Below are 22862 nucleotides of genomic sequence, written 5' to 3'. Positions count from 1 at the left end.
GCGCCGTCTCAGGGCGCGGGCGGGGCCTTCGGGTCGAGGTCGGTCTCCTCGAAGACCAGCAGGGTGCGGGTGGACAGCACCTCGGGGATCGACTGGAGCCGCGTCAGCACCAGCTCCCGCAGCGTCCGGTTGTCCGGCGCGTGGACCAGCAGCAGCACATCGAAATCACCGCTGACCAGCGCGATGTGCGTGGCGCCCGGCAACTCCTGGAGCTGTTCGCGCACGGTGCGCCAGGAATTCTGCACGATCTTGAGCGTGATGTAGGCGGAGGCGCCCTGACCTGCCCGTTCGTGGTTGATCCTGGCGCCGAACCCCCGGATGACCCGGTCCTCGATGAGCCGGTTGATCCGGGCGTACGCGTTGGCGCGCGAGACATGGACGCGCTCGGCCACCGACCGTATCGAGGCGCGGCCGTCCGTCTGGAGGATGCGCAGGATGTCGCGGTCGATCGCGTCCAGCGGCCGGGGCGGGGGCTCCTGCCCGGTCCGCTCCCAGCCCTCGGCCATTTGTTCAGCCGTCATGTCCCCCACCTCTCCGCTCTTGGACACCTTGTGCCCATCCCAGGCTGTGCAGAACCGTTTGTCCACAGGCTGAAGGCGCCAGTAGCCAAATTGGCACGGCGACCGAACAATCGGTAGGTGAGGCGCACCACATCTCCGCGCGCCGCCCATGCCCGCTCCCATGAGGAGGTGCACGCGTTGAAGAAGAGCAGCACGACGGTCCAGGAGCCCCCGGGTGCCGTCGTCCACCGGTCCACCCCGCCCCCGGCGTGGCAGCCCCGCACGGACCCCGCCCCCTTGCTCCCCGACCGCGAGCCGTACCGCGTACTGGGTACGGAAGCCGCGGCGGACATCGACCCCGAGTTGCTGCTGCGGCTCTACGCGGAGCTGGTCCGCGGCCGTCGGTTCAACGCGCAGGCCACCGCCCTCACCAAGCAGGGCAGACTCGCCGTCTACCCGTCGAGCACCGGTCAGGAGGCATGCGAGGTCGCCGCGGCCCTGGTGCTCCAGGAGCAGGACTGGCTCTTCCCCAGCTACCGCGACACCCTCGCCGTCGTGGCGCGCGGCCTGGACCCCGTCCAGGCCCTCACGCTGCTGCGCGGCGACTGGCACACGGGATACGACCCCCGCGAGCACCGCATCGCCCCGCTCTCCACACCGCTGGCCACCCAGCTGCCGCACGCCGTCGGGCTGGCGCACGCCGCGCGCCTCAAGGGTGACGACGTGGTCGCGCTCGCCCTGGTCGGCGACGGCGGCACCAGCGAGGGCGACTTCCACGAGGCGCTGAACTTCGCCGCCGTGTGGAAGGCACCTGTCGTCTTCTTCGTGCAGAACAATGGCTTCGCCATCTCCGTCCCGCTCGCCAAGCAGTCCGCGGCGCCGTCGCTGGCCCACAAGGCCGTCGGCTACGGAATGCCGGGCAGGCTGGTCGACGGGAACGACGCGCCCGCAGTGCACACGGTGCTCGGCGAGGCCGTGCGGCGCGCCCGGAGCGGCGGCGGCCCGACGCTCATCGAGGCCGTGACCTACCGCATCGAGGCTCATACGAACGCGGACGACGCGACGCGTTACCGCGGCGACGGCGAGGTCGAGGCGTGGCGGGCCCACGACCCGGTCCGGCTGCTGGAGCACGAGCTGACGGAGCGCGGGATGCTCGACGAGGACGGGATCAGGAAGGCCGCGGACGACGCCGACGCGATGGCCGCGCGGCTGCGCGACCGGATGAACGCCGAGCCGGAGCTGGACCCCATGGACCTTTTCGCGCACGTCTACGCGGAGCAGACGTCGCAACTGCGCGAGCAGGCGGCCCAGTTGCGGGCCGAGCTGGACGCGTCGCAAGAGCCGGCCGAGTCGGCCGGCGGCGTATCGGGACAGGGTGAGGCGCGATGACCACCACCGTTGCCGCCAAGGCGGCCGGGACCGCCAAGGCGGCGAAGCCGGCCACCATGGCGCAGGCGCTGCAGCGCGCGATGCGTGACGCGATGGCCGAGGACCCGACCGTGCACGTCCTCGGTGAGGACGTCGGCACGCTCGGCGGGGTCTTCCGGGTCACCGACGGACTCGCCGCCGAGTTCGGCGAGGACCGCTGTACGGACACACCGCTGGCCGAGGCGGGGATCCTGGGCACGGCGGTCGGCATGGCGATGTACGGGCTGCGGCCCGTCGTGGAGATGCAGTTCGACGCCTTCGCCTATCCCGCGTTCGAGCAGCTGATCAGCCATGTCGCCAAGATGCGCAACCGCACGCGCGGCGCGCTGCCGCTGCCGATCACCATCCGCGTGCCGTACGGCGGCGGGATCGGCGGGGTCGAGCACCACAGCGACTCCTCCGAGGCGTACTACATGGCGACGCCCGGCCTCCATGTCGTCACCCCGGCGACGGTCGACGACGCGTACGGGCTGCTGCGGGCCGCCATCGCCTCCGACGACCCGGTGGTCTTCCTGGAGCCCAAGCGGCTCTACTGGTCGAAGGCGCGGTGGTCGCCCGAGGCGCCTGCCACGGTGGAGCCGATCGGCCGCGCCGTCGTGCGGCGTACGGGACTGAGCGCCACGCTCGTCACGTACGGCCCCTCCCTCACCGTCTGTCTGGAGGCGGCGGAGGCGGCGCGCGCGGAGGGCTGGGACCTGGAAGTGGTGGACCTGCGCTCGCTGGTGCCCTTCGACGACGAGACGGTCGTCGCCTCCGTACGGCGCACGGGCCGCGCGGTGGTCGTCCACGAGTCCAACGGCTTCGGCGGGCCCGGCGGGGAGATCGCCGCCCGGATCAGCGAGCGGTGCTTCCACCATCTGGAGGCGCCGGTGCTGCGGGTCGCCGGATTCGACATCCCGTATCCGCCGCCGATGCTGGAACAGCACCATCTGCCGGGTGTGGACCGGGTGCTCGACGCGGTCGCGCGGCTTCAGTGGGAGGCGGACAGCTGATGGCCCAGGTGCTCGAATTCAAACTGCCGGACCTCGGCGAGGGGCTGACCGAGGCCGAGATCGTCCGCTGGCTGGTGGCGGTCGGCGACGTCGTCGCGATCGACCAGCCCGTCGTCGAGGTCGAGACGGCCAAGGCGATGGTGGAGGTGCCGTGCCCCTACGGGGGCGTGGTCACCGCGCGGTACGGCGAGGAAGGCACGGAGCTGCCGGTCGGCGCGCCGCTGCTGACGGTCGCCGTGGGGGCGTCGGAGCCGGCACCGGTCGCCGCCGGGAGTTCGGGCACGGGTTCGGACGCCGGGGCCGGATCGGCCGAGACGTCGGGGAACGTGCTGGTCGGCTACGGCACCGGTGCCCCGGCCGCCCGACGCCGCCGGGTCCGCCCCGCGACGGCCGTTGTCACGCCCACGGCCGCACCTGTCGCGCTTGTCGATCCGCTGCCGGCGCCCGCATCCGATCGCTCCGGGCCCGATCATGCCGGGCCCGTGCCGGTCATCTCGCCCCTCGTGCGACGGCTGGCCCGGCAGAACGGCCTCGACCTCCGAGAGCTGGTGGGATCGGGCCGGGACGGGCTGATCCTGCGGTGCGACGTCGAGTCGGCCATCGAGCGGATCGAACAGGCCGTACAGACGGCGGACACGGCGCCCGCGTCCACGAGCGCACCCGCCGCGTCCGGGGCGGTCACCGAGCGCGTACCGCTGCGCGGTGTGCGGGGCGCGGTCGCCGACAAGCTCAGCCGCAGCCGGCGTGAGATCCCGGAAGCGACCTGCTGGGTCGACGCGGACGCGACGGAGCTGATGGCCGCGAGGACCGCCGCGAACGCGGCGGGTGGCCCGAAGATCTCCCTCATCGCCCTGCTGGCGCGGATCTGCACGGCGGCGCTCGCGCGCTTCCCGGAGCTCAACTCCACGGTGGACATGGAGGCCAGGGAGATCGTCCGCCTGCGCGACGTGCATCTCGGGTTCGCGGCCCAGACCGAGCGCGGGCTGGTCGTCCCCGTCGTACGGGACGCGCAGAGCCGCTCGGCCGAGTCGCTGAGCGGGGAGTTCGCCCGGCTGACGGAGGCGGGCAGGTCGGGGAGGCTGACCCCGGGCGATCTGACCGGCGGGACGTTCACACTGAACAACTACGGCGTGTTCGGCGTCGACGGCTCCACACCGATCATCAACCACCCGGAGGCCGCGATGCTCGGCGTCGGCCGCATCGTCGCCAAACCGTGGGTTCACCAGGGGGAGTTGGCCGTACGCCAGGTCGTCCAGCTCTCCCTCACCTTCGACCACCGGGTGTGCGACGGCGGCACGGCGGGCGGTTTCCTCCGGTACGTGGCGGACTGCGTGGAACAACCGGCGGTGCTGCTGCGCACGTTGTAGGGCGCGCCCGGATACGGACGCGGGTCCGGGCCCGAGTACGCGCCCGGGTAGGGGCCCGGGGAAGTGCCCGTGCACCCGTCAGGCGGTGCGGTCGTACATCACGGTCGTACATCGCATACGTTCTGACGCGCGATCGCGGCCCATACTTCAGTCATGACCATGAGCGCCCATGACGCCATCGTGCTCGCCGGAGGTGCCGCCAAGCGGCTCGGCGGAGCCGACAAGCCCGCCGTCAGCGTCGGTGGGCGGGCTCTGCTCGACCGGGTGCTCGGTGCGTGCGGCGGTGCCGCGCGCACCGTGGTCGTGGGCGGTCGGCGGCCCACGGCGCGACCTGTGCACTGGGCGCGCGAGGAGCCGCCCGGCGGCGGCCCGGTCGCCGCGCTTGACGCGGGGGTCCGGCACGTCGAGGCGGACACCGTCCTCGTCCTCTCCGCCGACCTGCCGTTCCTCAAGCGGGAGACGACGTCCCGGCTCCTGGACGTACTCGCGGCGGACGGCGCACGCGAGGGCGCGCTGCTCACCGACCCCGACGGTCGAGACCAGCCGCTGGTCGCGGCGTACCGTACGGAACCGCTGCGCCGCGAGATCGCCCTCCTGGCCACCGAGTACGGCAGCCTCGCCGGGCTGCCGCTACGACTGCTGACGCATGAACTCGACCTCGCCCGGGTCGCTGCGGATGCCGACCCGCTCGCGTCCTTCGACTGCGACACCTGGGAAGACATCTCCGCGGCGCGGGCACGCATCAGGGAGCATGGGACCGTGCTGGACGAATGGATCACCGCAGTCAAGGACGAACTCGGCTACGAGCTGGACGTCGACATCACCGTCCTCCTCGATCTCGCCCGCGACGCCGCGCACGGTGTGGCCCGGCCAGCCGCGCCGCTGACGACCTTCCTGGTCGGGTACGCGGCGGGCCGCGCCGCGGCCGGCGGCGGAGGTCCCGAGGCGGTGGCCGAGGCGTCCCGGAAGGCCACGGCGCTCGCCCTGCGCTGGGCCGACGAGGCGGCCGAGGACGGCGGCAAGGCCAAGGGGGCCGACGCCGGATGACGGCTCAGGACCGCGAGGTCGACGGCGTCGAGGACGTTCTCGCGCTGTTCGCCAGGCAGCCGCAGCCGCAGCCGCACCCGGCGCCTGGCGACGAATCGGCCACCGAGCCGCGCCACGCCCAGGACCGGCGCCACGCCCAGGACCGACGCCGCGACCAGGCCGCCCCGCCCCCGAAGTCCGGGCCCGGCGACACGAGCAGGCACCACGCGGCGCCGTGGGCCGAGGCCCGTGCGATCGCCGCCCGCTCCGGCCGCTCGGCGGCCACCGCCACCGCTGGCGCCACCGCACAGGGTGCGACCGTCACCCCCCGCACCCGCCGCGTCCCGCTCGAACAGGCTCTGGGACACGTCCTCGCCGAGCCCCTGGCCGCGCTCACCGACCTGCCCTCCTTCGACACCTCGGCGATGGACGGCTGGGCGGTCTCCGGACCGGGCCCCTGGTCCGTACGACCGGTACAGCCCGCCCACGACAAAGCCCACGACACCGCCCACGACAAGGCCCACGACACGGCGTCCGCCCCCGGCATCCTCGCCGGGCACGCCGCCACCACCGCGCTCCCCGACGGCACAGCGGTACGGATCGCCACCGGCGCCCGTGTCCCGCCCGACACCACCGCCGTGGTCCGCAGCGAGCACGCCCGCACGGACACCACCGGCCATCTCCACGCCGAACGCGAGGTGGTCCACGGCCAGGACATCCGCCCACGCGCCCAGGAGTGCCGCTCCGGCGACCAACTCCTGCCCGCCGGCGCCGTGGTGACCCCGGCGGTGCTCGGCCTGGCCGCCGCCGCCGGCTACGACGAACTGCTCACCGCCCGCCGCCCGACCGTCGACATCCTGGTCCTCGGCGACGAGTTGCTCGTCCGCGGACTTCCCCACGACGGCCTCATCCGCGACGCGCTCGGCCCGATGATCGCGCCGTGGCTGCGCGCACTCGGCGCCGAGGTCATCGACACCCGCCGTGTCGCCGACGACGCCCAGGCCCTGCACCGGGCGGTCACCGAGTCCGAGGCCGATCTGGTCCTCACCACGGGCGGTACGGCCGCCGGCCCCGTCGACCATGTCCACCCCGTGCTCGCCGCGGCGGGCGCCGAGCTGCTCGTGGACGGCGTCGCCGTACGCCCCGGCCACCCCATGCTGCTGGCCAGGCTCGCCTCCGGCCGCCATCTGGTGGGCCTCCCCGGCAATCCGCTCGCCGCCGTCTCCGGGCTGCTGACGCTCGCCGAGCCCCTGCTGCGGGCACTCGGCGGGCGGACGGCCCAGCCCGCGTACCACGCCCCGGTACGCGACGAGGTGCACGGCCACCCGTACGACACCAGGCTCGTGCCCTTCGTCCACCGTGACGACCGGCTCGTGCCGCTGCGCTACAACGGTCCCGCCATGCTGCGCGGGATCGCCGTCGCCGACGGACTGGCGGTCGTGCCGCCCGGCGGCGCGCGGCCGGGGGACGAGCTGGAAGTCCTCGATCTGCCCTGGGCCGCCTGGGCGGACGCCACCGCCTCCATCGACGACGGGTGTTTCACGTGAAACTTCCCGGCCACGACGCGATGGCGCGTCATGCCGACGAACACCTGGTCACCAGCCGGGTGAAGCTGCCGCGCCGGATCGTCGAGCAGCCGCTGCGGCAGGTCAGCAAGCGGCTGCTGATGGCGCTCGGGGTGCTGGCCACCACGGTCTTCATCGTCTGGATCGACCGCACGGGCTACCACGACAACTCCGACAACTCGGTCGATCTGCTCGACTCCGTCTACTACGCCACCGTCACCCTCTCCACCACGGGTTACGGCGATATCGTCCCGTACAGCGACGCGGCCCGGCTCATCAATGTCGTGCTGGTCACGCCGCTGCGCGTGCTCTTCCTGATCATTCTGGTCGGCACCACTCTTGAGGTCCTCACGGAGCGCACCCGGGAGGAGTGGCGGCTGAACCGCTGGAGGTCCAACTTGCGTGACCACACGATCATCGTCGGCTTCGGTACCAAGGGCCGGTCGGCGATGCAGACCCTCTGTGCCACCGGGCTCAAGAAGGACCAGATCGTCATCGTCGACCCCAGCGCGAAGGTGATCGAGGCGGCCAACGCGGACGGATTCGTGGGTGTCATCGGCGACGCGACGCGTAGCGATGTGCTGCTGAGGGCCGAACTCCAGCGGGCACGGCAGATCGTGATCGCCACTCAGCGCGACGACACGGCGGTGCTGGTCGCGCTGACCGCGCGTCAGCTCAACCGCGGGGCGAAGATCGTCGCCGCCGTGCGCGAGGAGGAGAACGCGCCGCTGCTGCGCCAGTCCGGCGCGGACGCCGTCATCACCAGCGCCAGCGCGGCGGGCCGGCTGCTCGGGCTCTCCGTGCTGAGCCCCGTCGCGGGCACGGTGATGGAGGACCTGATCCAGCAGGGCAGCGGTCTCGACCTCATCGAACGGCCGGTGATAAAGGCCGAGGTGGGGCGTGGCGTACGGGAGACGGACGACCTGATCGTCAGCGTCCTGCGCGGGCACCGGCTGCTGGGGTACGACGACCCGGCGGCCAGCCCGCTCCAACTCACCGACCGGTTGATCACGATCGTACGGGCGGATACCCCCAACCCGGAGCAGAACAAGGCGGATTGACCCGGCCGGCCACCCTCCCCCAGCAGCCCCAACAGGACCTGGCCCGGTATCGGTACTGCGGACAGGGCCGGGGGGTAGCCTCCCGACCATGTATGCGATCACGATTCCGGAACCCGGTGGCCCCGAGGCGCTCGTCTGGGCCGAAGTGCCCGATCCCGTACCCGCCGAGGGCGAAGTCCTCGTCGACGTCGTGGCGAGCGCGGTCAACCGCGCCGATCTGCTGCAACGCCAGGGCTTCTACGATCCGCCGCCCGGCTCCTCCCCGTACCCCGGTCTGGAGTGCGCGGGCCGCGTCGCCGCGCTCGGCCCCGGCACCGAGGCGTCGGGCTGGTCGGTCGGCGACGAGGTGTGCGCCCTGCTCTCGGGCGGCGGTTACGCGGAGAAGGTCGCCGTGCCCGTGGGCCAGCTGCTCCCCGTACCCGACGGCCTGGACCTGGCGACGGCCGCCGTACTTCCCGAAGTGACCTGCACCGTCTGGTCGAACGTCTTCATGATCGCCCATCTGCGGCCCGGCGAGACGCTGTTGGCGCACGGCGGCGCGAGCGGTATCGGCACGATGGCGATCCAGCTCGCGAAGTCGGTCGGCGCGCGGGTCGCCGTCACGGCGGGCGGCCCCGAGAAGCTGGCGCGCTGCGCCGAGTTGGGCGCGGACATCCTGATCGACTACCGGGAGCAGGACTTCGTCGAGGAGTTGAAGAAGGCCACGGACGGGGCGGGCGCGGACGTCATTCTCGACATCGTCGGCGCGAAATATCTCGACCGCAATGTGAAGGCCCTGGCCGTCAACGGGCGGCTCGCCGTCATCGGTCTCCAGGGCGGCGTGAAGGGTGAACTCAACCTGGCCGCCCTGCTGGGCAAGCGCGCCGCGATCACGGCGACTTCGCTGCGCGGACGCCCGCTCGGCGAGAAGGCGTCGATCGTCGCCGCCGTACGGGAGCATGTCTGGCCGCTGATCGGCGCCGGGCAGGTGCGGCCCATCGTGGACCGTACGTTCCCGATGTCGGACGCGGCCGAGGCGCATCGCGCGCTGGAGGCGGGCGAACACATCGGCAAGATCCTGCTGCGGCGCCCGTAGCGGGAACACGGCCGGGGCCGGGGGTCGCCCCCCGGCCCCGTCGCGTACGAGAAGTACCGCGACGTGGGGACGACCGCGTCGACCGGGCCCGTCACGCGTCTGAGATTCCCGTCAGCCCGTCAGACCGTCGGAGACTTCAGAGACCTCAGAGACTTCAGAGATACGGCCCCGAGCGGATCGCGCCGTGACCGCCGGGATCCTCGCCGTCCTCGTCCTCGTGCGACGCACCGGGCGGCAGCGCCCGGCGCATCTGCTCCAACTGTGCCCGCGCCGCCATCTGCTGGGCGAACAGCGCCGTCTGGATCCCGTGGAACAGACCTTCCAGCCAGCCCACCAACTGGGCCTGTGCGATGCGCAGTTCGGCTTCCGAGGGAATGGCCTCGTCGGTGAAGGGGAGCGAGAGCCGCTCCAACTCGTCGACGAGCTCGGGGGCGAGCCCGTCCTCCAACTCCTTGACCGAACCGGCGTGGATCTCCTTGAGCCGTACCCTGCTCGCCTCGTCCAGAGGAGCCGCCCGTACTTCTTCGAGCAACTGCTTGATCATGCTGCCGATGCGCATGACCTTCGCCGGCTGTTCGACCATCTCCGTCACCGGGATCTCGCGCGGCTCGTCGTCCCCGTGTCCGCCGCCGAGCGCCATCCCGTCCTGTCCCACCACGAGGACATGGGGGTTGCTCTCCTGCGACCGTTCGTTCCTCGGCATTTCCATATGTTCATTGTCTCGCACCTGGGTGCGGACGCGCGGTGGGGCCTGTGGGAGAGCGATCCGCTCTCCCACAGGCCCCGTCCGCCCGATCCGGCCGGTGTCAGATCGCCGCCCGGCGCGCCAGCGCGCCTCGCGAGCGGGTGACCACCGCGGCCAGTACCGCCGCGCCGAGCGGGACCACGACGAGCAGCAGGCCCAGCGTCTCCCACGGGATGACCACGGGCACGAACGGTGCCGTGGCCTCCTGTCCGCCGGACCATCCCTCGTCCAGCATCCGCGCGTACATCGACTCCTCGGCGCGGCGTTCGGTGAAGCGAAGCCCGATGGCGGGCAATATCCCCGACGCCGAACCGAGCACGACACCCATCGCGGCCACCACCCCGCACTGGAACCCGCTCAGGGCCTTGCGGACCCTGGGCGGCGCCCCGACGGCGGCGAGCGTCTTGAGGTCGGGCTCGGCGTCCGCCTGGGCGAGGCCCGTGGCGATACCGGCGGCACCGATGGTGATCAGCCCCGCGAAGACGGCGAGTGCCAGCAGCGTGGTGTCGTTCTCGGGGGTGAAGCCCTTCTCGATGGTCAGCATGGAATCGCTGCCCGTCTTGGCCAGCTCGCCGTTGAGCTTCTGCTCCTGCGCGTCGCTCGGCAGCCGCTCGGTCGTGAAGAAGGAACCGAACGGGACGGTCGTGAAGCCCGCCTTCGCGGCCACGTCCGGGGGCACGATCATCGTGACGCCGTACGCCTTCTGGCTGCCGGAGAACTGGTGGGCGGGGATGGATGTGACGGTGCCCGGCGGCTCCTCGCCCTTCGAGCTCGCGGCGTCCGCCTCGCTCAGCTGGTCGGCGGAGATGACGCGGATCCCGATCGTGCCGTCCGCCCCGGCCCTGGGAGCCGCGGCGTCCTTGGCGGACACCACGCCGCCGCGCGCCCCGCCCTTGGCCTTTTCGTCGCCGCTCTTGCCGTCGGCGTCCTTGCCGTCGGCGCCGGCGGGGTTGATGTTCCTGCTGATGAAGGAGACCGCCCGCCCGTTCGCCAGCGCCTCGCTCGCGTCCGGATTGTTGATCTTCAGTACCTTGAGCAGCTTGTCGTCACCGACCAGGATCTCGCCGCCGGAGTTGCCGAGCCCGTAATCGTCCTGGCTGCAGCGCCAGTCCTTGGCGAGCTTGCGCCGCTCGGCCTTGGAGAACTTCGCGGCGGGGTCCTCGCCCGAGCTGTCGTACGACCACAGCGGGCACTCGTGCCCCTCGGGCAGGACGATCTCGTACCGTCCGCAGTCGTCGCCGCCCCCGTAGGCGGAGCAGTTCTTCTTGCCGACCACGACCCGGTCCACATCGGCCCGCACGTCGGTCGGCAGCAGCTTCTGCACGTCGTCCCGCATCGACGGGACATCCACCGCGGACTCCGGGGACAGGATCGCGACCGTGCCGTACGGCAGTTGAGCCTCGTACCCGGCCTTGGCCTGGGCGTCCGAGCTGGCCGTGTACGTCGCCACGGCCACCGTGCCCGCGACGGCCGCCAGCACCGCCGCCACCGCCGGAGCCGTACGCCCCCTGTTCCGTACGGCGTCCCGCAGCGCGAGCCGCGGTGAGAGCGGCAGCCAGCGGCCGATCCGGCCGAAGAGGCCCACCAGGGCGGGTGTCAGCGCCACCACACCCAGCTCGGCGAGCGCGCTGCCGCCGCCGACGATCGCGGCCTGGTCGGAGACCGCCGAGCCGTACAGCGCGATGCCCGCGCCGAGTACGACGGCGGTCAGGCCGAGGATCGGCAGCACCCGGCTGGACTTCCGGATGCCGCGGCGCCCGGTGAGCGAGGCGACGACCGTCTGCCGGGACGCGGTCACGGCGGGCACGATCGCGGCCAGCAGGCCGGTGACGACCGCGAGCAGCGCGATCCCGATCAGTTCCAGCGGCCGTACGTCGAAGTCCCCGAAGCGCTGCCCCAGGTAGTTCTCCAGGACCGGCCGGAGTGCGAAGGTCAGGCCGACGCCCAGCACCGTACCGACCACGGCGGCGACCACACCGATCACCAGACCGCCGCTCAGGACGATGGCCCTGATGTGGTGCCTGTCGCCACCGTTGGCGCCGACCAGGCCGAGCTGGCGGCGGGATCGGCGGGCGCCGACGGCGAACGCGGGGCCTGCCAGCAGGCAGATCTCCAGCATCACGAGGCCGACGACGGTGCTCAGGATGGCCAGCTCGGTGGCGTTGTCGGAGCCGCCCATGTTCTGCGACGACATGCCCTCCTTCTCGTACAGCGGCACGTCCGAGTCCGGCGGGGGGTTGAGCATGACCGCACGCGAGACGACCGTGGCGCCCTTGGCGTTGGACTTCTCGACCATGTTCCACGTGAAACCGGCGTCGCCGGGGACGGCCGCCAGATAGGTGCTGGTCGTCTCCGTGCCGGGCAGCTCGGCCGCGGCCAGCGCCTTGTCCAGCGGAGCCAGCAGGGCGCCGGGAAGGGCGTTGACCTGAGGGGTCTCCAGGGAGCTGGGCAGCTCGTACGCGCCGACGATCCGGTAGGTGCGGTCGAGTCCGCGTGCCGTCAGTTCCGAACCGACGCGCAGACCGCTGCTCTCCAGGAATTCGGTGGTCGCGGCGACCTCGTCGGGCTGCCGGGGGAACCGGCCGCGGTCGAGGACCATGATCCCCTCGGCCAGCGGGTCCGCCGCCTTCAGCTCCCGGACGGAGGTGTTGAGCAGGCCGTGGGTGGTCTTGAGCTTGGCCATGCCCTCCGAGTCGACGAGGGTGTTCGCGTCGGCCGGGAGGGTCGCCGCGATGTCCGTCTCGCCTTCGGGCCACGGCTCGTCGTCGTAGTCCTTGACCGGCTGGTAGTTGTCGCCCTTGACGTTCTGCATGATCGGGACGCCGCCGAGTCGCGGGTCCTGGATCCGGGCGTCGGCGTTCCCCAGATCGCGGTCGAGCGTCTGGGCGGTGGAGAGTGTCGAGCTGCGCACCGTCAGATCGGCGGCGCTCACACCGACGATCGGCAGGGCGAGCATGGCGAGGACGAGGAAGCTGCGTCCCTTGAAGCGCCAGGCGTCACGGCGGGCTATGCGGATCGCGGCGCGCCAGGAGTGGTACCAGTTCTTCACCGTTCGGCCGCCTGGCCCGTGAGGAGCGAGTCGGCCTGGCTGCGGATCGTCTGGTCGACGACCGCGCCGTCCCGGAGGAAGACCACGCGGTCCGCCCAGGCCGCGAAGCGCGGCTCGTGCGTGACCAGGACGCCGGCCGCGCCCGCGTCGCAGCGGCTGCGCAGCAGGGCGAGCACGGACTCACCGGTCTCGGAGTCGAGGGCGCCGGTGGGTTCGTCGGCGAGGACGAGACGGCGGTCGCCGACGAGCGCGCGGGCGATGGCCACGCGCTGCTGCTGGCCGCCGGACAGCTCGTCCGGGAAGCGGTCGGCGAGGTGGTCGAGGTCCATCTCGCGCAGCGCGGCGACGGCCTCGCCGCGGGCCTTGCGGGCGGAAGTGCCGTCGAGTTCGCGGGGGAGGGCGACGTTCTCGGCGGCGGTGAGGGCCGGTATGAGGTTGTAGTCCTGGAAGACGTAGCCGATGCTGCGGCGGCGCAGCGCGGCTATCTGCTTGCGGCCGGCGGTGGTGAGGTCGGTGTTCTCGACGATCACCTGGCCCGACGTGGGGGTGTCGAGGCCGCCGGCGATGGTGAGCAGCGTGGACTTGCCCGAGCCGGACGGGCCCATGACGGCGACGAGTTCGCCGGGGAAGACGTCGAGGTTGATCCCGCGCAGGGCGTGGACCTCGGTGGCGCCACTGCCGTGGACGCGGGTCAGGTCCTTGAGCTGGAGCACAGGATGCGGTGCCTGGTCAGGCATGGGTGGATCCCCCTTGAGAACGGATCTGGTGCGTAGGTGTGGGGTGGTGCGTAGGTCTGGGGCGGTGCGTGTCTACGAGGCGGACGGGCGGTGCGGGGAGATGAGGCGTCAGCGGCGCTTGGAGCGGCCGAGGCCGGCCCGGGAGGCGCGCGCGGGCTTCTCCCCCGGCGACGGTGCGCCGCCCTCCTTCTCGTCCCTCCGCTGCTTCTTCTCCTTCTCCGCGGCCATCAGCGAGAGCCGGACGAGCCTCGCCTCGCAGTGGTCGAGCCAGCGCGCCTCGGCCTCGGTCTGGAAGATGAGCTGTTCGAGGACGAGCAGCCACGCCACGTCGTCGCGGTTCTCCGGCGAGACGTCGGTGGCCTGGGCCTTGAGACGGGTGTAGTCCTGCATCGCCTGCACCGTGTGGTGGCGCTGGGACTGGATCACTTCCCGGATGTCGATCCCGGGTGCGCCGACGGCCATCGCGAGCTTTATGGCGAGTTCGTCGCGCGGCGGACTGCGCCGGTCGACCGGTGACCGGAACCAGTTCCGCAGCTCCTCGCGACCGGCGTCCGTGATCACGTACAGCGCGTGGCCGGCTTCGTCCTCACCGTCCTGGACGACCATGCCGTCGCGCTCCAGACGGCCCAGCGTCGTGTAGACCTGGCCGACGTTCAGGGGCCAGGTGGCACCGGTGCGGGACTCGAACTCCGTACGGAGCTGAGAGCCGTAGCGCGGTCCCGGTTCGAGGAGGGCCAGAAGGCCGTGGCGGATCGACATACTCAGTATGTATACCGAGTATGGGGCCGACGGCAAGGGCCCTGAGGGGGACGTCACGCGTCAGTCGTAAGGAGGAGGTAAGGGCGACGCGAGATGTACGAGGGTGACAAAGCTGCAGCTCAGGGGCGGTACGCAGGGGTGCGTACGGGGCGTTCGGAGTCAGTGTCGACGGAGCCGTACGCCCAGAAAACCGATACCGAGCCCCATGAGCGCCATCCCGATGCCGAGGGTCAGTGCGGGGACGGCGCGGGCGGCCGGCTGGGAGACGGCCTGGCTGTTCTGCTCCTGCGCGTTGGCGTCCTGAGGGGGCGTACGGGGTGAAAAGGGCGCGTCCGCCGAGGCTTCCGAGTCGTCCGACAGGTCTACGTCGTCGTCCCCGGCGCCCTCGTCGTCACCCTCGTCCCGGCGGTCCCGCTCCCGCTCGCGCTCCGTCCTCGGGTCCTTCTTCTTGTCGGTCTCGGGCTCGGCGGAGCCCGACGCGGACCGGCTGGGCGACGGCGAAGCGGAACCGGACGAGGGCCTTCCGCTCGTGCTCGGCGAAGTCGGCGCGTACGTGCCGTCCCCGGGCTCGTCGACGGCCCCCGACTCGGACGCCTCGGGGCTCGCCGTCGTCCGCCCCGGCCGGGGCCGCCCCTGCCCGGCCTGGTTCCCGGCCAGCGAGGAGGTGGCACTCGGCGAACGCGACGGGTCGGCGCGCGGCGGCTCACGCTCCTCGGCGTACGCGAGGGGCGCGGCGAACAACAGAGAGGCGAGCGTGACCGCGACCGCGACTGCGATCGCGCGAGGGGTGGGGAGCCGTGCGTGGAGCCGTGACATCACCGACTCAGCGTCACATGTGGTGACAGAAGCGGCATCTCGGCGACGGCCGACCCTCACGGCCGCCGTACACTCCCGCGCTCACGGTCGGCCGCGCGCACGGCTTCGGGGCGCCCGTCACCGCGGGCTGTCGGTCACCGCCCGGCGGTAGGCCACCCCAGGCCGTCGGCTACTCCGGGTTGCCCGTGGAGATCTTGAGCTCGAACTCCTGGTCCTTGGGCAGCACTGCCGAGCCCTGGCGCGGGAACTGGTCGACCACGATGTCCTGCGCCTGCGTGGGGTCGTTGACCTGGGTCTCCGTCCACGTCCACCCCGCCGACCGCAGGCACTCCTTGACGGAGAGGATGTCCTTGTAGCGCAGATCGGGTGCCTGGACCTTGGTCGGGTCCACCCCGTCCTCGTACGCGTCCGCGCACTTCTCCTTGTCGATGGTCCGGTTGCGCTCCGGCGGCCGGTGGCCCGCGACCGCGGAGCCGCTGGGCTTGGCGTCCGGGTCGTCGCCCTCGTCGCCGCCCTGTGTGAGCGCGAAGGTCAGACCGCCGATCGCCGCGATGGCGACCACGATCGACCCGATGACGACCGGCAGGTTCCGCTTGCCGCCGCCGCTGTTGCCGCCGCCCTGGCCGCCGTGCGGTCCCATCGGCGGCTGCTGCGGCGACATCGAGTACGACGGCACCGGGGTCTGGTAGCCCTGGTTGGGCTGCGGCGGGTAGCCGTAGGTCGGAGGGGGCGTCTGCATCGGGTTCGGGGTCTGCATGGCCGGTGTCGGCGGGCCGTACGCGCCCGGCTGGTACGGCGTCTGCACGCCGCCCTGCGGCGCCGGCATGCCCTGGTCCACCGGCGGGAAGACCGCCGAGCCCACGCCCGAGCCGCTCGCCGACGGGGCGCCCTGGACGATCACCGGCGCGCCGGTGTGGCCCTGCGGAAGCACCCGCGCGCACTCGTCGCGCATCGCGGCGGCGCTCGGGAACCGCTCGTTCGGGTTCTTCTTCAGCGCCCGCGCGACGAGCGCGTCCATCGCCGGCGTGATCGAGCGGTTGATGGAGGAGGGGGCGACCGGCTCCTCCTGCACGTGCGCGTACGCGATCGCCAGCGGGGAGTCCGCCTCGAACGGCAGCCGGCCCGTCAGCAGTTGGAAGAGCATGATGCCGACCGAGTACAGGTCGGAGCGGGCGTCGACGCCGCGCCCCAGCGCCTGTTCGGGGGAGAGGTACTGCGGCGTTCCGACGACCATGCCGGTCTGCGTCATCGACGTGACACCGGACTGCATGGCCCGCGCGATGCCGAAGTCCATCACCTTGACGACGCCGCGCTTGGTCATCATCACGTTGCCGGGCTTGATGTCGCGGTGCACCAGCCCCATCTCGTGACTGGTCTCCAGCGCGGCGAGCACGTCCGCCGTCACCTTCAGCGCGCGGTCGGCCGGCATCGCGCCGTACTGCTGGATGTCCGTCTGGAGCACGGAGCCGAGCGGCTGCCCCTCCACGTACTCCATGACGATGTACGGCATGAGCGAGCCGTCCAGCTCGTCCTCACCCGTGTCGAAGACCGAGACGATGTTGGTGTGCGACAGCTTCGCGACGGCCTGCGCCTCGCGCCGGAAGCGCTCGCGGAAGGACTGCTCCCGGCCGAGTTCGGTGTGGAGCGTCTTGATCGCGACCTGCCGGTCGAGCGCCGCGTCGTACGCGAGGTAGACGGACGCCATGCCGCCCTCGCCGAGCAGGTCACGAAGCTGGTACCGGCCGCCCGCGACCGAACCGCCCGCGTAGCGGCCCTGTGCGCCGTCGTGGCTCATGACTGTGCTTCCCCCTCGGCGCGGCGACGCGGTGATGTCAGTAGTTCCGCGCTGACCCGTGCTCGCGTGATCCCGCTGATCCCGTATTTACGGGCCAAGTCTGCCGCAGGGCAGTGACACGTCAAGCCGGGTGCCCGATCCGTGACCGTACGCACAACAAGAGTCTCGGAAGCGTTACAGGAAAAGCATGGAATTTGCGTGCGCGCCGCCGTAGCGGGTTTGATGGCCGGTCCGTCTGCAATTGGCGTGCCGCGCGAAGCCTGTAGCGTGACCGGCACAGCACCAGCCAGGATGCGTACCGGCTCCTGGACCCCGTATCTTCCATCCATCCCAGTGCACCACCGCGACCCCGCGCACGCGGGCGGCACGCGGACAGAAACGACGGCGAGGACTGATGGCACCCGAACCCGAAGCAGGCGGCGGCGGAGTGCCTGATGCCGCTGACTCATGGGGCGTCGGCGGGCTGGTCGGAGACGGCCGCTACCGGATGACGTACCGCCTCGGCCGGGGCGGTATGGCGGAGGTGTACGCGGCGGAGGACGTCCGGCTCGGCCGCACCGTGGCCGTCAAGCTGCTGCGGTCCGACCTCGCCGAGGACCCGGTCTCCAAGGCCCGCTTCACCCGTGAGGCACAGTCGGTGGCCGGTCTCAACCACCATGCTGTGGTCGCGGTGTACGACTCCGGTGAGGATGTCGTGGGCGGCCAGACCGTCCCGTACATCGTCATGGAACTCGTCGAGGGCCGCACGATCCGCGATCTGCTGCTCAACGCCGAGGCGCCGCCGCCGGAGCAGGCGTTGATCATCGTCTCCGGTGTGCTCGAAGCGCTCGCGTACTCGCACCAGCACGGCATCGTGCACCGCGACATCAAGCCCGCGAACGTGATCATCACGGACAGCGGCGCGGTCAAGGTGATGGACTTCGGCATCGCGCGTGCCCTGCACGGCGCACAGTCGACGATGACCCAGACCGGCATGGTCATGGGCACGCCGCAGTACCTCTCCCCCGAGCAGGCGCTCGGCAAGGCCGTCGACCACCGGTCCGACCTGTACGCCACGGGCTGTCTGCTCTACGAACTCCTGTCGCTGCGCCCGCCGTTCACCGGCGAGACGCCGCTCTCCGTCGTGTACCAGCACGTCCAGGACATCCCCGTCCCGCCGTCCGAGGTCTCGGACGTGGTGCCGCCGGAGCTGGACGGGCTGGTCATGCGCTCGCTCGCGAAGGACCCGGACGACCGGTTCCAGAGCGCCGAGGAGATGCGCGGCCTCGTCCAGTACGGCATGCAGATGCTCCAGCAGCAGGGCAGCCACACGGGCACCTGGAACACCGGCCCCGTCGACATGCACGAGGGCGGCACCCCGGCGATGGGCGTCGCCGCGACGACCGCGCTCGGTCACCCGCCGCACGGCGACACCGCGCAGCGCCCGCTGCTGCCGCCGCAGAACCCGAACGACGGCGGTTACGACGGCGGTCACCACGGCAACGGGAGCGGCGGCCGCGGCAAGATGTGGCTGTTCGCGCTGTTCGCCGTGGTCGCGATCCTGGCGGGTGCCGCGTACGCGGTGAACAACATCTCCGGCACGGGCGACGACAACAAGCAGGACACGAAGACCTCGCAGAGCCCGTCCACCACCCCGAGCGACAAGCCGTCGGAGTCGGACGAGGAGTCCGCTCCCTCCGACGACGACGACACGGACACCTCCACGGGCGGCAATCAACAGCCGGGCTACCCGACGGACGACACCCCGAGCGAGAAGCCGTCGGAGTCGGACAAGCCGACGGACCCGCCGTCGTCCACCGATCCCGGTGACACCGAGGGCACGACGGAAGGCGGGAACGGGGAGCCGTCCGGCGACCCGTCGACGTCCGACCCGGGCACGGTGGAAGGCGGGACCAACACGGGCACCACCGAGGGCAGCACCGGAGAGCCGGGCGGCGGGGGCGACGCCGAAGGGGTCGTCGAGGGCACCGCGGCCGGCGTCGGAGACAGCGGCTGACCGCTCCGCTCACCCCGCGAACGCGTCCGACACCTCTTCGTACCGCCGCGTCCACCACACCGCCAGGGCCGACACCGCAGGGAACTGCGGGTCGGCCCTTCGGTCGTCCAGCTGGTAGCGCCAGCGCAGTATCCAGAAGTCGTTCAGCCGCTCCCACCACACCCGGTGGACGGCGGCGGCCAGTTCGGCGGTGTCGGCCCCGGAGACGAGCCGGTAGGCGCGCGCGTACGCCCGTACCTTCGGCAGGTCCAGCTCCCCCGACGGCCGTACGAAGAAGATCGCCGCCGCCCGGACGGCCTCCTCGGCGCGGGGCTGGACGGACAGCCGGTCCCAGTCGACGATCGCGACGGGGTCCGTGCCCCGGTAGAGCAGGTTCAGCGGGTGGAAGTCGCCGTGCACCCAGCCGGTGGCCGTCTCGGCGGCCGCCGGCGGCCGGTGGTGGGCGTGCCGCTCCAGGAGGGCGCGGCGCTCCCGCAGCCGGTGTTCGGCGAGTGAGTCGAAGCCGTCGCCCGGGGTGCGTCCGCGGGCGAGCGCGAGTAACTCGTCGATGAGCGCGAAGGTGTCGGCGGGGGCGGCGCTGTCGTACGCGCCTTGGTACGTGAAGCGGTCCGTCGCCGACTCCATGACCTGTGCCAGACAGGTGTGTACGGCTCCGAGGAGCGACCCGAGATGCCGCGACGCGGCGAGCGTCAGCTGGGCGCCGGTGCGGTGGCGGCCGTCGATCCAGGGGTGCAGCGCGTAGCAGTGGCCGCCGACCACGGCGACGGTGCCGCCCTCGGTGTCCCGGACGGGCGGTACGACGGGGACGCCCAGCGCCTGGAGCCGGTGGGTGGCCAGGTGCTGGCGGGCGATGGACTCGCGGTCGCCGTCGAGGTGGTGCTTGAGGAAGTAGGTGCCGTGGGTGGTGGTGAGCCGGTAGCCCCGGTTCAGCAGGCCCTGGGCGACGGGTCGGCAGGCCAGTGGTTCGCCGCCGTAGTCGTAGCGTCGGAGCAGGTCACCGAGAGGCAGGAGACCGAAGGGCAGGTCCACCACGGGTGGAGCGGTCGCGACATAGGGCATCGTCGCGGTCGTTGCAGATGAGCACGGCACCCTTCAGATGATAGATCACGCAGCGTGGCGATCGTGTCGCCGTCCGCTTCCGCTCCCGCTCAGCTCGGCCGCGGGCTCGGCCGGGTGCTCGCCGGACTGCTCGGCCGCGGGCTCTGCCGACCGCTCGGTCGAGTACTCAAGGATGTGCACGGTCACGAACTGCGGCGTCAGGCTCATGTAGACGGGCTCGAACGGCTCGCCGTCGACATGGTGCGGACCCGGGCCGAAGAGCGCCAGCTCGTCCGTCGTCGGCCTGATCATGCTCGCGGTGCCGGTGAACTGGACCGACCAGAGATCGGGCTCGCCGGTGTTGAAGTTGTCGGCGCCGTACGCGACCACGCTGCCGCTGCACGCGCGGTGGTAGCCCATCCCCCGGTGCATCCGCAGGACGACGCTCTCGTCCTTGACGATGTGCCGGGCCGGTGCCACGAAGGGCATCGCCCGCATGCTCGTGGCCACCCGTCCGTAGCGGACCCGGTTGAGCAGCTCGATCGCGCGCAGATCATCGGTGGACATGCCATCCACTCTCTGTCACCGATCGTCCACGGAACAGAGCCGCCCGCCCCGGATGAAGGGGACCTTGGTCCCTGCCGGGCCTTCGGGGAACCCGGGCAGGGTGAGGCCCTTCGACAGGTTTCAGGGCCGCCGGGGCCGGTTCGGCGGGCCCGTCCCCGCACTGCCCGGCCCGGTTCGGCTGGCTCCTCTCAGCGCTGCTCGGCCTGGATTCTCGCCACGTACGCGGCGGCCTGCGAGCGGCGCTCCATGCCCAGTTTGGACAGCAGGCTGGAGACGTAATTCTTGATCGTCTTCTCGGCGAGATGCAGCCGCTCGCCGATCGCGCGGTTGGTCAGTCCCTCGCCGATGAGATCCAGGATCTTGCGCTCCTGGTCGGTGAGGTTCGCGAGCTTGTCGTCGCCCTTGGGGGTGTTGCCCTCGCGGAGCCGCTGGAGCACCCGCGCCGTCGCCACCGGGTCCAGCAGGGACCGGCCGGCCGCCACGTCCCGTACGGCGGTCAGCAGCTCGTCGCCGCGGATGGCCTTGAGCACGTATCCCGAGGCACCGGCCATGATCGCGTCGAACAGCGCCTCGTCGTCGGAGAACGAGGTGAGCATCAGACACTTGATGCCCTCGTCCCTGGACCGGATCTCGCGGCAGACCTCGACCCCGCTGCCGTCCGGCAGTCGTACGTCCAGCACCGCGACGTCGGGCCGGGTCGCCGGGATCCGGGTCAGCGCGTCCGCGGCCGTACCGGCCTCGCCCACGACCTCGATGTCGTCCTCGACGGCGAGCAGCTCATGCACGCCCCGCCTGACGACCTCGTGGTCGTCCAGCAGAAATACGGTGATTTTTCCCTTTTCAGGCACGAGATCAGTCAAACACACTTCCCCCTATCCCCGTCGTGGGCCGTCGGGATAACGTGCCGTTGTTCCGGCGGCCTGCAAGGCTGTGACCAGTGGTTGTCCCCGAGTTTGGCGATTTACTTGGAAATCCAAGCAAAATTGCAGGTCAACAGGGGTTTCGCAGGAATGCGACTCACTGGGTAACGTGCCTGTGACAGGGCGCTCGCCGGGGCACCTTGTCACGCCTGTCCCGGCCGGGCCGCACCCACCCCGTGCACGCGTCCGGAAGCAGGCGAGCCGCACTGGTTCCCGGCGGATCCCGGGGACCGGACCGACGGAGGAGCACGCACGTGACCGTGGAGAGCACTGCCGCCGCGCGAAAGCCGCGACGTAGCAGCGGCACCAAGCGCGCCGGCGCCAAGACGGCGCCGCAGCCGAAGGCTTCCGAGCCCCAGCTCGTACAGCTGCTGACGCCCGAGGGCGAACGCGTCAAGAACGCCGAGTACGACGGCTATGTAGCCGACATCACCCCCGAATCCCTGCGCGGGCTGTACCGCGACATGGTCCTCACGCGCCGTTTCGACGCCGAGGCCACGTCCCTGCAGCGCCAGGGCGAGCTGGGCCTGTGGGCCTCGCTGCTCGGCCAGGAGGCCGCCCAGATCGGCTCGGGACGCGCGCTGCGCGACGACGACTACGTCTTCCCGACCTACCGGGAGCACGGCGTCGCCTGGTGCCGGGGCGTGGACCCGACCAACCTGCTGGGGATGTTCCGCGGTGTGAACCACGGCGGCTGGGACCCGAAGACCAACAACTTCCACCTGTACACGATCGTCATCGGCTCGCAGACGCTGCACGCCACCGGCTACGCGATGGGCGTGGCCAAGGACGGCGCGGACTCGGCCGTCATCGCCTACTTCGGCGACGGCGCCTCCAGCCAGGGCGATGTTGCCGAATCGTTCACCTTCTCGGCCGTCTACAACGCGCCGGTGGTGTTCTTCTGCCAGAACAACCAGTGGGCGATCTCGGAGCCGACCGAGAAGCAGATGCGCGTGCCGCTGTACCAGCGCGCGCAGGGCTTCGGCTTCCCCGGCGTCCGGGTCGACGGCAACGACGTACTGGCCTGTCTCGCCGTGACGCGCGCCGCGCTGGAGCGCGCCCGCACCGGCCAGGGCCCGATGCTCGTGGAGGCGTTCACCTACCGGATGGGCGCGCACACCACCTCCGACGACCCGACCAAGTACCGGGCCGACGAGGAGCGCGAGGCGTGGGAGGCGAAGGACCCGATCCTGCGGCTGCGCGCGTATCTGGAGCGGGAGTCGGCCGCCGACGAGGCGTTCTTCGCGGCTCTGGAGGAGGAGAGCGAGGCGCTCGGCAAGCGGGTGCGTGAGGCGGTGCGGGCGATGCCCGACCCGGACCACATGGCGATCTTCGATCATGTCTACGCGGACGGGCACGCGCTCGTCGACGAGGAGCGGGCGCAGTTCGCCGCGTACCAGGCGTCGTTCGAGGAGGGCAAGTAGCC

At 71.5% G+C, this 22862-nt stretch carries 19 protein-coding genes; 9 read left to right on the top strand and 10 right to left on the bottom strand.

What is annotated here, in order from left to right; all coding sequences use genetic code 11:
* Positions 1-8 precede the first annotated feature (8 nt).
* A complete protein-coding gene (locus ACFUN8_RS04620) occupies positions 9-506 on the bottom strand; it encodes an Lrp/AsnC family transcriptional regulator (RefSeq protein ID WP_382562283.1) in 498 nt (165 codons plus the stop codon).
* Positions 507-698: 192 nt separating this feature from the next.
* Here ACFUN8_RS04620 and pdhA (ACFUN8_RS04615) point away from each other — a divergent pair, with 192 nt between their 5' ends.
* From pdhA (ACFUN8_RS04615) to ACFUN8_RS04585, 7 genes are all read left to right on the top strand, one after another.
* Entirely contained in the window at positions 699-1889 is a 1191-nt protein-coding gene (gene pdhA / locus ACFUN8_RS04615; RefSeq protein ID WP_383631533.1) for a pyruvate dehydrogenase (acetyl-transferring) E1 component subunit alpha, read from the top strand.
* On the top strand, positions 1886-2920 hold the full coding sequence (locus ACFUN8_RS04610) for an alpha-ketoacid dehydrogenase subunit beta (protein WP_383631347.1): 1035 nt from the start codon (positions 1886-1888) through the stop codon (positions 2918-2920). The genes pdhA (ACFUN8_RS04615) and ACFUN8_RS04610 overlap by 4 nt, the downstream gene beginning before the upstream one ends.
* Positions 2920-4287 (top strand): dihydrolipoamide acetyltransferase family protein, encoded by a 1368-nt coding sequence (locus ACFUN8_RS04605; RefSeq protein WP_383631344.1) that lies wholly within the window; start codon positions 2920-2922, stop codon positions 4285-4287. The genes ACFUN8_RS04610 and ACFUN8_RS04605 overlap by 1 nt, the downstream gene beginning before the upstream one ends.
* A gap of 159 nt (positions 4288-4446) precedes the next feature.
* A complete protein-coding gene (locus ACFUN8_RS04600) occupies positions 4447-5334 on the top strand; it encodes an NTP transferase domain-containing protein (RefSeq protein WP_383631341.1) in 888 nt (295 codons plus the stop codon).
* The gene (locus ACFUN8_RS04595; protein WP_383631338.1) at positions 5331-6860 is read left to right on the top strand and encodes a molybdopterin molybdotransferase MoeA; all 1530 of its coding nucleotides are present in this window, start codon (positions 5331-5333) and stop codon (positions 6858-6860) included. Before ACFUN8_RS04600 ends, ACFUN8_RS04595 begins: the two co-directional genes overlap by 4 nt.
* A 20-nt stretch (positions 6861-6880) precedes the next feature.
* Entirely contained in the window at positions 6881-7939 is a 1059-nt protein-coding gene (locus ACFUN8_RS04590) for a potassium channel family protein (protein ID WP_383631530.1), read from the top strand.
* Between the two features lie 88 nt (positions 7940-8027).
* Complete coding sequence (locus tag ACFUN8_RS04585) at positions 8028-9014, top strand: NAD(P)H-quinone oxidoreductase (RefSeq protein ID WP_383631335.1); 987 nt, start codon at positions 8028-8030, stop codon at positions 9012-9014.
* Positions 9015-9168: 154 nt separating this feature from the next.
* Here the strand turns inward: ACFUN8_RS04585 and ACFUN8_RS04580 are convergent, their stop codons facing one another.
* The 6 genes from ACFUN8_RS04580 to ACFUN8_RS04555 all read right to left on the bottom strand — a co-directional run bounded on the left by ACFUN8_RS04580 (position 9169) and on the right by ACFUN8_RS04555 (position 16915).
* On the bottom strand, positions 9169-9723 hold the full coding sequence (locus tag ACFUN8_RS04580) for a bacterial proteasome activator family protein (RefSeq protein ID WP_354607504.1): 555 nt from the start codon (positions 9721-9723) through the stop codon (positions 9169-9171).
* 97 nt (positions 9724-9820) lie between these two features.
* Positions 9821-12808, bottom strand: a complete 2988-nt coding sequence (locus tag ACFUN8_RS04575; protein WP_383631331.1) for an FtsX-like permease family protein — start codon at positions 12806-12808, stop codon at positions 9821-9823.
* Positions 12805-13545 (bottom strand): ABC transporter ATP-binding protein, encoded by a 741-nt coding sequence (locus ACFUN8_RS04570; RefSeq protein ID WP_383631328.1) that lies wholly within the window; start codon positions 13543-13545, stop codon positions 12805-12807. The genes ACFUN8_RS04575 and ACFUN8_RS04570 overlap by 4 nt, the downstream gene beginning before the upstream one ends.
* Before the next feature lie 108 nt (positions 13546-13653).
* Positions 13654-14304 (bottom strand): PadR family transcriptional regulator, encoded by a 651-nt coding sequence (locus ACFUN8_RS04565; RefSeq protein WP_383631325.1) that lies wholly within the window; start codon positions 14302-14304, stop codon positions 13654-13656.
* Positions 14305-14463: 159 nt separating this feature from the next.
* Entirely contained in the window at positions 14464-15123 is a 660-nt protein-coding gene (locus ACFUN8_RS04560; protein WP_383631322.1) for a hypothetical protein, read from the bottom strand.
* Between the two features lie 166 nt (positions 15124-15289).
* Positions 15290-16915, bottom strand: a complete 1626-nt coding sequence (locus tag ACFUN8_RS04555; RefSeq protein ID WP_383631319.1) for a protein kinase — start codon at positions 16913-16915, stop codon at positions 15290-15292.
* 394 nt (positions 16916-17309) lie between these two features.
* Here ACFUN8_RS04555 and ACFUN8_RS04550 point away from each other — a divergent pair, with 394 nt between their 5' ends.
* Complete coding sequence (locus ACFUN8_RS04550) at positions 17310-18911, top strand: protein kinase (RefSeq protein WP_383631316.1); 1602 nt, start codon at positions 17310-17312, stop codon at positions 18909-18911.
* Positions 18912-18920: 9 nt separating this feature from the next.
* Here ACFUN8_RS04550 and ACFUN8_RS04545 read toward each other — a convergent pair whose 3' ends face one another.
* The 3 genes from ACFUN8_RS04545 to ACFUN8_RS04535 all read right to left on the bottom strand — a co-directional run bounded on the left by ACFUN8_RS04545 (position 18921) and on the right by ACFUN8_RS04535 (position 21364).
* On the bottom strand, positions 18921-19970 hold the full coding sequence (locus ACFUN8_RS04545; protein ID WP_383631312.1) for a phosphotransferase: 1050 nt from the start codon (positions 19968-19970) through the stop codon (positions 18921-18923).
* Between the two features lie 45 nt (positions 19971-20015).
* Complete coding sequence (locus ACFUN8_RS04540; RefSeq protein ID WP_383631309.1) at positions 20016-20516, bottom strand: pyridoxamine 5'-phosphate oxidase family protein; 501 nt, start codon at positions 20514-20516, stop codon at positions 20016-20018.
* 188 nt (positions 20517-20704) lie between these two features.
* Positions 20705-21364 (bottom strand): response regulator transcription factor, encoded by a 660-nt coding sequence (locus ACFUN8_RS04535; RefSeq protein ID WP_356591140.1) that lies wholly within the window; start codon positions 21362-21364, stop codon positions 20705-20707.
* 326 nt (positions 21365-21690) lie between these two features.
* On the opposite strand from ACFUN8_RS04535, the gene pdhA (ACFUN8_RS04530) reads away from it, so the two are divergent.
* Positions 21691-22860, top strand: a complete 1170-nt coding sequence (gene pdhA, locus ACFUN8_RS04530; RefSeq protein WP_383631306.1) for a pyruvate dehydrogenase (acetyl-transferring) E1 component subunit alpha — start codon at positions 21691-21693, stop codon at positions 22858-22860.
* Positions 22861-22862: the final 2 nt, after the last annotated feature.

Origin of the sequence: Streptomyces sp. NPDC057307 (assembly GCF_042667665.1) — a bacterium.
Taxonomy (GTDB): domain Bacteria; phylum Actinomycetota; class Actinomycetes; order Streptomycetales; family Streptomycetaceae; genus Streptomyces.
The sequence above is the reverse complement of the archived record's forward strand: the minus strand, read 5'-3'. Positions and strand labels throughout refer to the sequence as shown.